The organism is uncultured Campylobacter sp., assembly GCF_937949835.1.
In the GTDB taxonomy this organism is placed as follows: Bacteria; Campylobacterota; Campylobacteria; order Campylobacterales; family Campylobacteraceae; genus Campylobacter_B.
In genome coordinates, this window is the sequence record NZ_CALEDC010000189.1 from 1 (window position 1) to 13,787 (window position 13,787).

Genomic DNA, 13,787 nt, shown 5'->3' on the forward strand with positions numbered 1-13,787 from the left:
ATTGATATTCATCGACAAGCTCGCCGTCCGGGTATTTATCGCTATATTTTACCTTAAGAGCGCCCAGTATGCCGTTTTCAAAGGTCAAAAACGTCCTTTTAGCGTATTTATTCTTTATCTCGTCACTGCCGTCTAAATATGAGAAAAAATCATATTCTATGCCGAATCGAGCGGAGTCGTGCGGCGGCGGCACCAAAGAGCTCCTTTTAGAGCAGTCGCAATCTCCGCCGCATGAACGGACGTAGTGGAATATATTCGCTAGGTTTATACCCGCTTCGCTTGCTTCTACCGCCCAAAATTCGTCGTTTGTGAGCTTAGTAGAACCCTTTGATGCTCCGTAAATGAGATATAGATTTTCTTTAACTTTAAAAACTTTTATCACTCGCTCGCCACCCCATGCGGTACCGACTGCCCAATCGCCGCAGGCGCAATCCCGCCTACCGCCAAGGACGCATTCTTGCATCTGCTGCGCATCCTTGTCTGCAAAATCCATAATGAAATTTCGCCCGCCGCTTACGTATTGATACGCTACGTAGTTCGCGCCCATCGTGCCGCCGGTGCTGATATCTACCGAATACGCCCGAAACTTGCCGTCCTGCGAGATCGCCATATTTGGCGCGAACCTCAAGGATTTTAAAATTTGCAGAGCGCTCTCGCCCGCGCTTTGCAAAAACTCCATAAACGCAGCCCTTAACCTAACGATGTTCTCGCAGGGCGTCCCATCTGGGTGATGCCTGGCTTCGCCGATTTCTTTCAGCGCCGCGTCTAAATTTTCGGTTAAAATTTCTAGGTTTTGATCCTTTTGGGCGCTGTTTGCGCCTCCCGCCAAAGCGGGCGCCGCCTCAGCGAACATAAAATTTAATAAGCACAAAAACGAGATTAAAATTTTCAAGCCGCGTCCTTTAAATCTTTGATTTTCGCTAGATTATAGCGCAAATTTACGCCACGCGAGATTTGGATTTAGAATTTGCGCCCTCAATTTAAAACCCGAATCCGCTCGCTGCGGAATTCTGCGAAATTGCGAAATTTGAAATTCCTTGAAGTTGCAAAATCCCGCGAGGTTGTCGCTTGAAATTTGCCTTTCAAAGCATAAGGCTAAGCAGCAGCAAAAATCCGATGAAGCTTAGGGCGTTGCCGAAGTCGCCGCCGATGTGATCGCCGAGCCGCGTCAGCACGAGCGCGCCGCCTAGACGCAGACCTATTTGTAGCGCCACGCTCGCGATAAAATCCATTACGCGCCGAAGTCCGCTGCGCGTATCGCCTAGCTTCATGCTGCGGCTTTGATTCCAAAGCCCGCTTACGCGGTAGTCTTTGTAGAGAGCGCGGAGAATATCGCCGTTTTGCAGCTCGAAGCTCTGCGAGGCGTCCTTTGCCTTGACGGATACCGCGACTTCGGCGGAGCAGGCGGAGTTTATAGAATTTGCTGCGTTAGTAGAATTTGCAGAGCTTGTGGAATTCGCTGATTTCACAAAATTCTTGATGCTCGCAGAATTTGTGGAATTTTCTGCGTCTAAATTCTTAAATTTCATGCAATTTTCGCCGTCTGCAAGCTCCGCTAAATTTTGATCCGCGCATAGCGCGTCAGAGACGATACGCCGCTTGCTGTCGCCCGATAAATATAGCCCGTCCAGCGCGAAGCCATAGTAATAAACATCGCCGCTTCGCAGCACGCGCACGCCGCTAACATAGCCCTCCGCTTCGCCGCTTCGCTTGGGCTCTTTGGAGTGCGGAAGCGCTGCGAATATGCGTCCGAACTTTGCGGCGCGCCAGTCTCTTCGCATAAACCTAAAGCTGCAATATGCAAAAGGCGCGAGGACGGGTAGGGCTATAGTCACCGCAGGATCGCTCTTTTCAAAAATAAAGATTATGCAGTAGATGCTCATCGCGGCTAGCACTACGCCGAAGGCTGCGAATATCGCGGCAAGTGCCGTGCTACCGGCGTCCTTCCAGCGCTGCGCGCCTAGGCTTAGATTAACGAAATCTAGCGGAAGGGCGGAAGCAGCGGAGTTTACCGAAGCGCCGTCACGACTCTCGCGGGTAGAATTTAAAGAGAGGGAGCCGCTTAAATCTTTGCAATTCAAACTCGAAGTATAAAGTTCCGTATTAGCGTTCGCCTGCTCGTTAAAGCCTTCGCGGATCAGGCTCAAAGCGGCGGAATTTATACCGCTGCGATCTTTGCCCACTAAATCAGATACCGCAGAATTTTGGCGCGCACCTGCCGTGGTGTCACTATGTGCGTCGCAGTCTGAATTTGCGGCAGTGGAATTTTTGCTATTTGGAGTTTCGCAGCTAGGGCGCGGCACGGAGTTTTCGCCGCTTAAGTCGGAGCCGTTTAAAGCGCTTCTGCTGGAATTTAAGCCCCTCAAAGCCTCGCGGGCGGAATTTGAGCTCGAAGCCTCATATATCACCGCCAGCTCGTCGCCCTCGCGTATCGGCAGATAAAGTCCGTCGCGCCTTAAGTCCAAATTTCCCGCAAAGCGCAAGCCCTCCAGCGTAAAGCTAAATTTCGCCGTGTCTGCAGCCGCGGGCTGTAGCTTTAAATCCCTAGCCGTGCCGCGAGCAAGCTTGATCTGCCGCGGAGAAAGAAATTTAGCAAAGCCTATGCGCGCCTTTGAGATCTCGCAAAATTCCGCTCCTCCTATTTCGCGGCGGATTTTTTGCGGATCTGAATATTGATGAGCTCCACCAGCAGCGAAAACGCCATCGAGAAGTAGATGTAACCCTTAGGTATGTGAAAGCCCAGCCCGTCGGCGATCAGCGAGACGCCCACCAAAATCAAAAACGCAAGCGCTAAAATTTTGATCGTCGGGTTTGTGTCCACAAAGCGCGCGATCGCGCCGCTAGCGAGCATCATCACGCCCACGGCGATGATCACTGCGAGGATCATCACGGGCAGGTGCTGCGCCATGCCCACGGCGGTGATGACGCTGTCGAGCGAGAAGATGATGTCCAAAACAGCGATCTGCACGAGCGTGCCGCCGAAGCTCGCCTTGCCGCTGCTAGCGCTATGCTCGTGCGCCTCGCCAGTGGCGCTGGAATGGATCTCGAGCGTGGATTTGACGAGCAGAAACAATCCGCCGCCGATCAGCACGAGATCGCGTCCGCTAAAATCGCGCGCAAGCACGCTAAATAGCGGCTTAGTTAGCCCCATGATCCAGCTTAGGCTAAGAAGTAGTAGTATGCGCGTGAACATCGCAAGCGCGAGCCCCATTATACGGGCGCGTCCGCGCTGCGCCTCGGGCAGGCGGCCGCATAAAATCGCGATAAAGATGATATTGTCGATGCCAAGCACGATCTCAAGCCCCGTGAGCGTCGCCAGGCTGATCCATGCCTCGGGTGAGGCGATCCATTCAAACATCGGTTTCCTTTGGGTGAAAATTTAAGCCGTGATGATAGCGAAAGTTTGGTTAAAATTTCTAAATTTTACCGCCTTCGTGCGCGAAATTTCGCGTCTGATTTCGCGCAAAATTTCAAGTCTATAATTTTAAAATTTTGAGTTTTGATACGACGCAAATATGGGCTAAATTTAACATGAATCGGAATTTTAACTTATTTAGTGCGGCGTGGCGCGTGTTCGCTTTATCGAAGTTCGTTTTGAAATCTGCGTGCAGCTAAAGCCGCACAGGCGGCATATCTCGATCGAGGTTGGTGGATAAAAGAGCGGCAAATTTCAAAATTTAAAGATAAGTTCCGCGGCAAGTAAATTTTGATGACGGGCGCTGCAATGCGGGCATGCTAAATTTTGGCGCTAAATACGCACAGGGCGTGCAAAGTTGGAATTTAGCGCAGAAGGTGCGAGGTCGAAATTTAAGTGAGCGCATCCTAAACAGCGCGAAATAAAATCACGGTAAAAGAAATTTCATTAATCAAACAGCGAGGGTTGCAGCGATTTGATCTTGTAGCTCGCGCGGTGAAAAGGCGTGAGCCCGTACCGCTCGATCGCCGCGATGTGTGCGCGCGAGCCGTAACCTTTGTTTTGCGCGAAGCCATATTGCGGGTAGCGCTGCGCGAGCTCATGCATCGTGCGGTCGCGCGTGACCTTGGCGAGGATGCTCGCCGCGCTTACTTCGGCGATTTGCGCGTCGGCTTTTACGAGCGTCTGAAGCCCGCGTACGCCGAAGTTTGCGTTGCCGTCGTAGATGATCTGTCCGCTAAAACCCATAAAATACGCGAGAATCTGCTCAAGCGCCGATCTTAGACATGCGCTGAGTCCGATCTCATCGACCTGTGCGCTTGAAATTTCGACGATTTTGTAGCGCGAGTTTTCGATGATTTGGGCGTAAAGCTCCTCGCGGCGCTTCTCGCTTAGCTTTTTGCTATCGGCAAGTCCTGCGATCTCGCGCTGTAGCACGCAGCCGGCAACGCAAAGCGGTCCTGCAAGGCAGCCGCGCCCCGCCTCGTCGATGCCGCAAATCTGCCCGCTCACTGCGCGTCCTTTCGCACGACGGGCACGGCTCCGCTTAGCAGGTCGTGTAAATTCAGCCTATCTTTGCGAAAAAAGCAGATCAAAAGCCCGATGACGCTAAAGCCTGCAAAAACGAAGCACGCAAAGCGAGCCAGCGCCCTAAAGAAGCTTACTTTGCGCCCGCTGCGAACATCGATGAGGTAAAGCCCCGCCAGCTTGTAGCCTGGCGTCTGGGCGCTGCGGGCGTAAAATGCCGCGCAAATCACGCCGTATGCGAGCCAGATAAGCGCGATCACGGCTTGGTTGCGCCACAGGGCTTCTTTCGAGCCCAAGACGAGATATGTAACGCCGTAAAATAGGGGCATCGCGATGATGAAAAGATCGACGATGAAGGCCTTTACGCGCAGAAAGATCGGTGAAATTTTAGCTTTTTGTTTTGCCATTTTGCTCCGTTTTGGATTAAATTTTAAAATTCCGGCGCGCTAAAGCCGAGAGGATAAAATTTAATCTCGTTGCGGTTTCTTAGCAGCAAATCGACGCCTAGTTTCCGCGACTGCCGGGCTTGATCGCCTTGCTTCCGGTAGCACAAAGCGGGCAGGTTGCGGGCTCGTAAATTTCAAACTCGAAATTGCCTAGCGCAAAAAACGGCTTATCCGCGGGCAGCTTGGCGCCAGCCTTTGCACTGCTGCCCGCTAAATTTGCGACCTTGCAAAATCCGCGATTGGCAAGCGCGGCAAAGCCCACGACCTCGCCGCCGAGGTTTTCGATGAGCCTGGCGCTCTCAAGAGCCGAGCCGCCCGTCGTGATGATGTCTTCGCAGACGATAAATCTCTCGCCCTTATGCACTTCAAAGCCGCGGCGCAGGCTCATTACGCGATCTACGCGCTCGGTAAATATGAAACGCTTTTTCGCCGCGCGAGCTAGCTCGTAGCCCGCTAAAATTCCGCCCAGCGCGGGCGAGCAGACACTATCAAACTCCACGCCCGCTTTTTCGATTATTGTGGTAAGCTCGTCTGCGAGCTGTCCTGCTAGCTGCGGATCTTCAAGTACTTTGGCACTTTGCAGATAGAATTCCGAGTGGTTGCCGCTTGAAAGCAGAAAATGCCCTCGCAGATATGCGCCGCAGTCGCGATAGATTTTTTCTATATTCACAGCTCAAACCTTCAAAAGCTCGGCTTCTTTGGCCTTGACTGCGTCGTCGATCTTGCTTGAGTAAGAGTCGGTGATCTTTTGCACCTCGTCGTAGCCTTTTTTGGCGTCGTCTTCGGAGATCGCTTTGTCTTTTTCGAGCTTTTTGATTTCGTCGTTAGCGTCTTTGCGGACGTTGCGAATGCCGATTTTGGCCTTCTCGCCCATCGCTTTAGCCTTTTTGGCGTTTTCTTGGCGTTGCTCGACCGTCATCGGCGGGAAAAAGAGCTTCACGCTCTCGCCGTCATTAGTCGGATTGACGCCGATATTCGCCGCTGCGATCGCGCTTTCGATCGCCTTTAGCATCGGCTTTTCCCACGGTGTGATCGAGATCGTTACCGCATCGGTCGAAAGGACGGTCGCGACCTGATTTAGCGGAGTTTGCGAGCCGTAATAATCCACGAAAATATGATCTAGGATCGCCACGCTCACCTTGCCGGTGCGTAGCGTCGTAAAGTCCTTTTTCAAAGCCTCGATAGCTCGATCGCCGTTTGCTCTTTGCTCTTTGTAGATAGCTTCTAGCATTCAAATCCTTTAAATAAAATTTGCGAAATTATAGCGTTAAAAAAATAAGAATAGCATTTAAAAGCGCGGATTTTGCGCTTTTAAATTTTAAAATTTAGAGTTTATTTAGTTGTGTTTTGATCTGCGGAAGCGGCGCTGGCATTGGTATCGCTTGATGCTTGCGACCGAGCAGGCGCGCTAGCTGCGGCAGTATCGGTCGCAGGAGCTGCTGGCTCTTCGATTTTCGTATCCGTCGCATTGATCTCGCCGCTAATTATAGAATTTGATTCGGTGCTTGCCGGAGCGAAATTAGGCTTTGCGCTTGAAGCTGGGATGTATGGCACGCCAGGGACAGCGTTTGGCACGGATTTAGTAGCATTTGCTTCGATCTTTACGCGATCGACTACGGAAGATTTAGCATCTTGCTGATAGAAATATGCGAGCACAAGTGTATTTATCACGAATAGAATTCCCATCGCGGCGGTAAATTTAGCTAAAAATCCAGCCGGACCCTTCGCTCCAAATAAGCTTTCGTTGCTTCCGCTGTATGCGCCAAGCCCGATAGAAGAGCTCTTTTGCAGTAGAACGGAGATCGTAATTATCACGGCAAAAACGACTTGTAAAACCAAAAATAACGTAGTCACTATAAAACCTTTTGAAAAAATTGAATTTGCGATTATAATAAAAGATTTATAAATTTTAAGTTAAGAGTGCACCGCACGAAGCGGTGCGTAAAATTTAGTCTCTGCTTGCGCCGAAAATTCTTAGCAGCGAAAGGAAGAGGTTGTAGATGTTTAGATACATATCTACGGCAGCCATTATCGGTGAAGTGTAGGTGCCGTTGATGATGTTTTTAGTATCGTAGATGATATACATCGAAAAGATTAAAGCCGAAAAAGCTGAAATCGCTATATCAAGCACGGTGCTTTTGAAAAAGAAGTAGTTCAAAAGGCTTAGCACGATAATAGCCACAAGCGATACCAATAGCGGTTTGCCCCAAGAGTCGAAATTTGTCTTTGTATTCATCGCATAAACGGTAAGAGCACCGAAAGTAATCGCCGTAGCCACAAACGCATGCGTTACTACGTCTCCGGCACCCGCTGCGATATAAATAGCGATCAATTTACCTAGAGTAAGACCGGTAATAAAGGTAAATGCAAAAAGCAAAACCAGCGCGATCGTATTAGCGCCGCGATTTACAGCTGCTTGCATACCGAAGATCAGCCCCATTAAAACTACCAGATATAAAATCGGATGAAGAGCCAAGCTCACGCCGAAACTCATCGCCACAAAAGCCCCTGCTGCCGCAGCTATCATCGAAGCGGTTAGAAGCGCGTAGGTTTGTTTGATAGTCTGAGAGATTCGTCCTTGTTCCAGTGATGCGTCCGATAGTTCATATCCGTCCGCGTAATTTCGTCTGTCGTATAGACTCATATTTTTCTCCTTCTTTTGATTTATGAGCGGGGAGTTTAGCGAAAATTTGGTAAATATATAATTAAAAATTCCCAGAATTCTATCTATTTATGAAAGTAATATATAATTCCCGACTTTTTTAAGGAGAAAGTATGCTCAGCCAGTTAATAAATGGAGCTATTAAATTTATGGAAGAAAATTTTGCCGAGCATGCCGAGCTTTTCGGAAGTCTGGCAAATCATCAAAAGCCCCACACGCTTTTTATCGGCTGCTCCGACTCGCGCGTGGTGCCGAGCCTAATTACTTCGACGCTTCCAGGAGAGCTTTTCGTCGTGCGAAATATCGCAAACGTCGTTCCTCCATACCGCATTAGCGAGGAATTTTTAGCAACTACTTCGGCGATTGAATACGCACTATATTCGCTAAATATCAAGAATATCATCGTTTGCGGGCACAGCAACTGCGGTGGCTGCGCGGCGCTGTTTTATGACGCCAAAAAGCTCGAAAAAATTCCAAACGTAAGGCGCTGGCTAAATTTAATGCAGCCTGTAAAAGACGAGGTCGAAAAGCTAAAAGACCTCGGCACCGACAAGCGCGAGTGGATCACCGAGAGATTAAATATTATAAATTCCATGCAAAATTTACTTAGCTTTCCTGGCGTCAAAGACGCCTATAAAAACGGCGAGATTAAAATTTACGGCTGGCACTACGTCATCGAAACGGGCGAGCTATTCAACTACGACGACGAAGGCGCGCATTTTACGCTATTAAATAAGGGAATGGATTATGAAAAAATCTATAATCAGCTTTTTAACGATTAGTCTTTTTAGCGCCGCTTTAGCGTTTGCAGACCTCAACACGACCGGCGAGGGAAGCTTTGTAGAGACGAATTCTTCTACTCCAGAGGCAAATCTTACTTTAGAAAACAACAAAACCGAGATCAAAAAGGAAGTCGCTAAAATTTTATCCAAATCGCTCGGTGCAGAGGATGGCAATAAAACTGAAGTAATAAATATGATCGCAGAAAAGGTCGCTAAAACGGAGACTTCACAGAAAAAAGCTCCTAATGGAGAGACGCTTATCTCTGTAATCAAAGAGATTAAAAAGCTAAATTTGCAGCGCAGTTCCCTGCTTAACGGCGGCGACGCCAACGCGAGCAAAAACGAGCTGGACGCCATCGATCGCAATAAAGCTAAGCTCTTTGATCGCTTACCTTTCGCGATTACGCAGCAGGATATGGATATCGAAAGCATAATGTCGTATGCGCAAAATAAAAAGAACATCCAAACTACGCTAAAAAAATACGCCAAAAAGCAGAGCTCTCCCGAATACGTAAATGCAAGCGCGGATTTAGAAAAGATGGAGATGGCAGAGATCTTTTATACCTCGCTTATGAAAATTGAGGATATGTTTGTAAACGGCGCAAGCAGAAGCGCGCTTGAAAGCGAGCTGAGTAGCACGCTACTAAATATCCAAACTAGGGATTTTAGCAAACTTAATGATTTGAAAAATAATCTAAGCAGTCAAGAGCAGATAGACGCCTTAGAGTCTAAAATCAACGATTTGAAAAACGACAAGCAGACCTACGACGAGGTGCTTACGTATCTGTCGCGAAATAGCGATCTGCTTGCAAGCAGCGTGGTTTTTACGAGCTTAAATTTTAAATCGGTGATCGATTATATCAACGATAAAATTCCGTTTAAGCTCAGCCACGTAAATTTCGGCAAGCTCATTCTAATCACGCTGATTACGCTATTTTTCTACTCGCTTCGCAGACTGCTTGCCAACATCATCTATTTCGTATTTAAATTCTTTAATAAAAGCTTTTCTCTGGATAGCGAAACTCTAAAAACGCAAGTAGTGGGCATTATCAAGCGTCCGATGGGTATTTTGCTGATCGCTTATTCGGTCGATATCTGTCTTAGTATTTTTTATTATCCGGCGCCTGTGCCGATAAAATTTGCAAATTTATTCTCGATCGTTTACGTGGTACTTTGGGCATGGCTCATCATCGAAATCATCGATGGTTACGGTATTGTCGTGCTTGGAAACATCACGAAAAAAGGCGTCAGAAAAGATATCATAAATCTAGTCGTTAAAATTCTATACGTCATCGTAATCATCATCGCCGCACTTTTGGTGCTAAAGCGTCTGGGCTTTGACATCTCGGCGCTTATGGCATCGCTTGGAATCGGCGGACTTGCGATCGCATTTGCGACCAAGGACATCATCGCAAATTTCTTCTCATCCGTGATGCTATTATTTGATAACTCGTTCTCACAAGGTGATTGGGTTGTATTAGGCGACATAGAAGGAAACGTCGTAGAAACGGGCTTTAGAAAGACGACGATCAGAACCTTTGACAACGCTCTTGTTTTTGTGCCGAATTCCAATATAATGGCGCAAAATATCAAAAACTGGAGCCGCAGGAAGGTAGGACGGAATTTAAAGCTTACCGTAGGCGTCGAATACGGCGCGAGCACGGCTCAACTGCGAAAGTGCGTAAACGATATCAAAGAGATGCTAAAATCTCACCCGGGCATCGCTCAATCTGCCGATACGGCGCTAAATTCTAAAGATTTTCGTATGCGCTATAGACAAAACATGGTCTCTATCGACGATTTAGCGGGCTATAAAAGCACCATGTTCGTGGCGCTAGATAGCTTTGGCGATTCGTCCATTAATATTTCAGTTTACTGCTTCACAAAAACCGTAATATGGGCAAATTTCATCCAAACCAAAGAGGATGTTTTATTTAAAATAATGGAGATCGTGGAGCAAAACGGACTATCGTTTGCCTTCCCATCGCAGAGTGTTTATATCGAAAATATCCCGGAAATAGCAAGCGAATGCGTAAAATCAAAAGTAAATTCCAACGACAAAGGAGAGCAAAATGGCTGATTTCGATGACTTCGAAGACGAAGAGTTCGATGAGGACGAATACGAGGACGATGATCTAATCGGAGGCGACGAGAGTTACAACTACAACTACGACGAGGACGATTACAGCTACGAAGACGACGACGGTTTCAACGATTATAGCGATTTAGACAGCGAGGATTATTAGTGTTTAGATCCAGGGCATTGCCTTTTGATCCGCGCGCGAATAAAATCGTGAGCTTACAAAGCTTGAAATTTCATCACGGCGGGCTTTACGAGGACTATGTCTCCGCCCTAAATCGAGACATTGCGGATACGCCGATACAAAACGCGGATCTTTTTACGATCATCACGCAGTCGTTTAAGCAGGCGCGCGGCGAGGAGTGCGAGTTTTCGCAAATTTCAAAGCTTTATCAAATTTGCCTAGGTTTTAGCCGTATTTTTAACAACGCCTCTGAAATTTACAACCACGATTTTTACTTCGACTGTATCGCGCAGCCAAGTGAGCCTAGCGGCGAGCTCGCGGACGCTTTAACGCAGGCTTTCGGCGGGATGGAAAATTTTAAAAGCGAGTTTTTAAAGCGCGCGCTGAGACTTTTTGGTAGCGGCTGGTGCTGGCTCGTATGCGATGAGCGCGGCGCAAATTTAGAAATCGTCACGACGCAAAACGCGGACACGCCGATCGTGCGCGGCAAAATTCCGCTTTTAGCCTGCGATCTTTGGGAGCACGCCTACTACATAGATTATCAAAATGTGCGCAAATCCTACGTGGAGAGCTTCTTGCGTTTTGCGGATTTCGACTTCGCAAGCGACGCCTATTCGTGGGCGAAAAAGCAAGGGCTTGGCTCCGTGAAGCTCTACATTAGCGAGCTTCACCCCACTGCCTCCTCGCGCTGCGATTGCGGCTGCTGCGGATAGATTTGAGCTCGCGCTACGCAGCCTCGAGTGCCGTGTTTCCAGCTATCTATGACCGCCGTGCGCTAAATTTATAAGCATTTTTCACCTTTCGGCGCCCGTATTTTACCCTGAGAATACTGTGCCTCGTCGCCCAAGGGTTGCCGTGAATGCTTCTAGCTCATTATCTCGCCACATGCTAAATTTGCGCAAATTTTGATTTTTAGCCCATTTGGTACCTGCGTATTGAAATTTAACGCTACGAACGAGCATCTTGCAAAATTTTAAAGTTGCAAATAAGCCCATGAGATTTTCATACTGAGATAGGCAGCCCATTCTTTGCTTTTGCAATTATACAGAGGGGGCGACTCTCTCTGCCTCTGCCTTGTTCGCCCACGCCGCATTCGTAAAATTTTGTTTAGTAAAGCGGTCGGTAAATTTTAAATATCAGCCAGCTAAAATTTTGCCGCGCCAAAGGCGAGGCGCTACGGGTTTGAAATTTACGCCCGAATAGCACGGCTTGCGAACCGCGGGCTAAATTTAACGAAATTTGATCGTCGAATTTACCCTTTCGGCGGTTAAAATTTTTAGCGCCGTTTCGGCTTGAAATTTCGCTTTAAATTTTAAAAATTTGCACCGCGCCAAAGTTGCTCGTTACGCGGAAAAAACAAGCCGTATCGAATGCCGCGTCAGGCTATACCTGCGCGCTATGTGTGCCAAAATACCGCACGGAATTTTACTACATCAGCGCAAATCGCGCGACGAGCTACGCTGCACGAGACCTCGTCAATTAAAGCCCCGAGCCGTATTTGTGCGCCGCATAAAGGCGCCAGGCGTAGAATTTTACTCGTTTAAACGCAGCACGCCGCTCTACAAATACAAAGCCACATCATTTAAAGACAGCACTTGACGGCGCGGTATGTATAGCCGAAACAGATGGGTAAGACCACGCTCGCTTAAAATTTAAAGCTGCACTTCAAAAATAAAGCCATGCTCGCTCGAAGCGCAAAGTCGCGCCTATTTAAAGCGTATAGCCGCGCTCAATCAAAATTTGTCCGAGACGTAAGCCACGCTCAATCAAAACAAAAAATCCCGCTCGCTTAAAGCATGAAGCCGTAAGTACTGAAAACGCGAAGCTGCAGCCGCCGAAAACTCAAAGTCGCGTCTGCTTAAAATTCAAACCCTATTTCAAATTTTAAGCCCACTCAAAGCCTCAAACCCGCTTAAAATTTTAAAATTTAGCCCGCTTTACTCCCTCGCTAGCCCGTTTTTATCGGATTTGTCGCTGATTAGCTTGCCGCTTTCGTCGTATTTTTTGGCGCGCACGAGCCTGCCGCGCTCAAACTCGCCCTCGGCTTCGAGCTTGCCGTCTGCGTAGTAGTGCTTCGCCGTGCCCGTCTCCAGGCCATCCTTGAACGTCACTCTAGCCTTGAGTGCGCCGTTTTCGTGATATGTTTCGTATAGCCCGTGTTTGCGCCCGTCTCTGAACATTACCTTCGCCGCAAGAGCGCCGCTTGCGTAGTATTGCTTACTCGTGCCCGTTTGCCTGCCGCGCTCAAACTCGTATTCGCCCTGCAACGCGCCGCCCCTGTAGTATTCGCGTACGGCGCCGTCGCGCTCGCCGTCTTTGAAATTTTCGACTACGCGCGTCTTGCCGTCCTCGTAAAACAACTTCCAAACGCCCTGTTTACGGTCATCCTTGTATGTGCCGGTCTGCCTTAGCGCGCCGTTTACGTGATACCATCTCTCCACGCCTTGCCGCTTGCCCCATTTGTAGCTCCGCTCCCCGCGCACTTTGCCGCTTTTGTAATAATCCACGTCCTTGCCGTTTCGCAGCCCGCCCTTATACGGATGGCGTGCGCTTACTTCGCAGCTTTCGTAGTAGTCGGTGAAAATACCCTCGCGTCTATCATTTTTATACGCGCCCTGCTGCTTTAGCTTGCCGCTTCCCTGATAATACAGCTTGTAAAAACCCTCGCGCTTGCCGGCTTTGTATTCGCTCTGCGATCTCAGCTCGCCGCCGTCCGCGTAGTAGCTCTTCGCGACGCCGTCGTACAGGCCGTTTTTTAGCGGATATTCGTTTGAGGGCTTATCTCTGCCGTCAAAGTAATCGCGCTGAAGCACCGCGGTGCCGTCCTTTACGTCGATCTCTCTGATAAGCGTCGGCGGCAGTGGCTTTGCTCTGGGGTAGACGACGCCCATAAAGTTTACGTCGTAGAGATCCTCGGCGCTGTAGTGCAGCACCTTGAGCGTCCCGCTATAGGGCTTGTCCGCTACGAAATACAGGCCATTTTTCAGGACCGGCTCGGGTTGCATTACGATTTTTGGCTCCAGAGCTTGCGCGCCCAGCGTCAAAAACGGAAGCAGAAAGATGAATTTTAATTTTTGAGTTAAACCTGATAAATTTAGCGGAATCCTCATATTTTTTACTTCCTTGTTTTAAAGCTTACTTCGATTATTCTCATTTTAATATAGATATGGTTATTTAAAGCCTCTTGAATTA

At 48.5% G+C, this 13,787-nt stretch carries 13 protein-coding genes and 1 pseudogene; 4 read left to right on the forward strand and 10 right to left on the reverse strand.

The window, feature by feature from the left end:
* The 9 genes and pseudogenes from Q0256_RS04240 to Q0256_RS04280 all read right to left on the reverse strand — a co-directional run.
* Positions 1–892, reverse strand: an 892-nt coding sequence (locus tag Q0256_RS04240; protein WP_297960318.1) for a hypothetical protein, incomplete at its 3' end; no start/stop codon positions are given.
* Positions 893–1,082: 190 nt separating this feature from the next.
* Positions 1,083–2,465 carry a hypothetical protein gene (locus Q0256_RS04245; protein ID WP_297960321.1) on the reverse strand — a complete coding sequence of 461 codons (1,383 nt, stop codon included), beginning with the start codon at positions 2,463–2,465 and terminating at the stop codon, positions 1,083–1,085.
* Between the two features lie 173 nt (positions 2,466–2,638).
* On the reverse strand, positions 2,639–3,358 hold the full coding sequence (locus Q0256_RS04250) for a TerC family protein (RefSeq protein WP_297960324.1): 720 nt from the start codon (positions 3,356–3,358) through the stop codon (positions 2,639–2,641).
* Positions 3,359–3,862: 504 nt separating this feature from the next.
* Complete coding sequence (locus Q0256_RS04255; protein WP_297960327.1) at positions 3,863–4,426, reverse strand: ribonuclease HII; 564 nt, start codon at positions 4,424–4,426, stop codon at positions 3,863–3,865.
* Positions 4,423–4,848: an RDD family protein gene (locus Q0256_RS04260; protein ID WP_297960330.1), complete on the reverse strand. Its 426-nt coding sequence runs from the start codon at positions 4,846–4,848 to the stop codon at positions 4,423–4,425. Before Q0256_RS04260 ends, Q0256_RS04255 begins: the two co-directional genes overlap by 4 nt.
* A gap of 97 nt (positions 4,849–4,945) precedes the next feature.
* Complete coding sequence (pyrE, locus tag Q0256_RS04265; protein ID WP_297960333.1) at positions 4,946–5,557, reverse strand: orotate phosphoribosyltransferase; 612 nt, start codon at positions 5,555–5,557, stop codon at positions 4,946–4,948.
* A gap of 3 nt (positions 5,558–5,560) precedes the next feature.
* A complete protein-coding gene (gene frr / locus Q0256_RS04270) occupies positions 5,561–6,118 on the reverse strand; it encodes a ribosome recycling factor (RefSeq protein ID WP_297895901.1) in 558 nt (185 codons plus the stop codon).
* 350 nt (positions 6,119–6,468) lie between these two features.
* Positions 6,469–6,741 (reverse strand): annotated as a pseudogene (gene secG / locus Q0256_RS11595) (preprotein translocase subunit SecG); the annotation flags it as partial.
* A gap of 94 nt (positions 6,742–6,835) precedes the next feature.
* Positions 6,836–7,531 carry a Bax inhibitor-1/YccA family protein gene (locus Q0256_RS04280; RefSeq protein WP_297880079.1) on the reverse strand — a complete coding sequence of 232 codons (696 nt, stop codon included), beginning with the start codon at positions 7,529–7,531 and terminating at the stop codon, positions 6,836–6,838.
* Between the two features lie 131 nt (positions 7,532–7,662).
* On the opposite strand from Q0256_RS04280, the gene Q0256_RS04285 reads away from it, so the two are divergent.
* The 4 genes from Q0256_RS04285 to Q0256_RS04300 are packed head-to-tail and all read left to right on the forward strand — an operon-like array spanning position 7,663 to position 11,308.
* A complete protein-coding gene (locus Q0256_RS04285) occupies positions 7,663–8,331 on the forward strand; it encodes a carbonic anhydrase (protein WP_297960339.1) in 669 nt (222 codons plus the stop codon).
* Positions 8,297–10,411, forward strand: a complete 2,115-nt coding sequence (locus Q0256_RS04290; RefSeq protein ID WP_297960342.1) for a mechanosensitive ion channel family protein — start codon at positions 8,297–8,299, stop codon at positions 10,409–10,411. The genes Q0256_RS04285 and Q0256_RS04290 overlap by 35 nt, the downstream gene beginning before the upstream one ends.
* Entirely contained in the window at positions 10,404–10,577 is a 174-nt protein-coding gene (locus tag Q0256_RS04295) for a hypothetical protein (RefSeq protein ID WP_005870938.1), read from the forward strand. The genes Q0256_RS04290 and Q0256_RS04295 overlap by 8 nt, the downstream gene beginning before the upstream one ends.
* Positions 10,577–11,308, forward strand: a complete 732-nt coding sequence (locus Q0256_RS04300; protein ID WP_297960345.1) for a superoxide dismutase — start codon at positions 10,577–10,579, stop codon at positions 11,306–11,308. Before Q0256_RS04295 ends, Q0256_RS04300 begins: the two co-directional genes overlap by 1 nt.
* A 1,224-nt stretch (positions 11,309–12,532) precedes the next feature.
* Here the strand turns inward: Q0256_RS04300 and Q0256_RS04305 are convergent.
* Complete coding sequence (locus Q0256_RS04305) at positions 12,533–13,705, reverse strand: toxin-antitoxin system YwqK family antitoxin (protein ID WP_297960348.1); 1,173 nt, start codon at positions 13,703–13,705, stop codon at positions 12,533–12,535.
* Between the last annotated feature and the right edge of the window lie 82 nt (positions 13,706–13,787).

Bases quoted from the DNA above. Each gene is read 5' to 3' on its own strand.
- Q0256_RS04250 (WP_297960324.1), bottom strand. From the start codon at position 3,358: ATGTTTGAATGGATCGCCTCACCCGAGGCATGGATCAGCCTGGCGACG.
- Q0256_RS04260 (WP_297960330.1), bottom strand. From the start codon at position 4,848: ATGGCAAAACAAAAAGCTAAAATTTCACCGATCTTTCTGCGCGTAAAG.
- frr (WP_297895901.1), bottom strand. From the start codon at position 6,118: ATGCTAGAAGCTATCTACAAAGAGCAAAGAGCAAACGGCGATCGAGCT.
- Q0256_RS04280 (WP_297880079.1), bottom strand. From the start codon at position 7,531: ATGAGTCTATACGACAGACGAAATTACGCGGACGGATATGAACTATCG.
- Q0256_RS04285 (WP_297960339.1), top strand. From the start codon at position 7,663: ATGCTCAGCCAGTTAATAAATGGAGCTATTAAATTTATGGAAGAAAAT.
- Q0256_RS04290 (WP_297960342.1), top strand. From the start codon at position 8,297: ATGAAAAAATCTATAATCAGCTTTTTAACGATTAGTCTTTTTAGCGCC.
- Q0256_RS04295 (WP_005870938.1), top strand. From the start codon at position 10,404: ATGGCTGATTTCGATGACTTCGAAGACGAAGAGTTCGATGAGGACGAA.
- Q0256_RS04305 (WP_297960348.1), bottom strand. From the start codon at position 13,705: ATGAGGATTCCGCTAAATTTATCAGGTTTAACTCAAAAATTAAAATTC.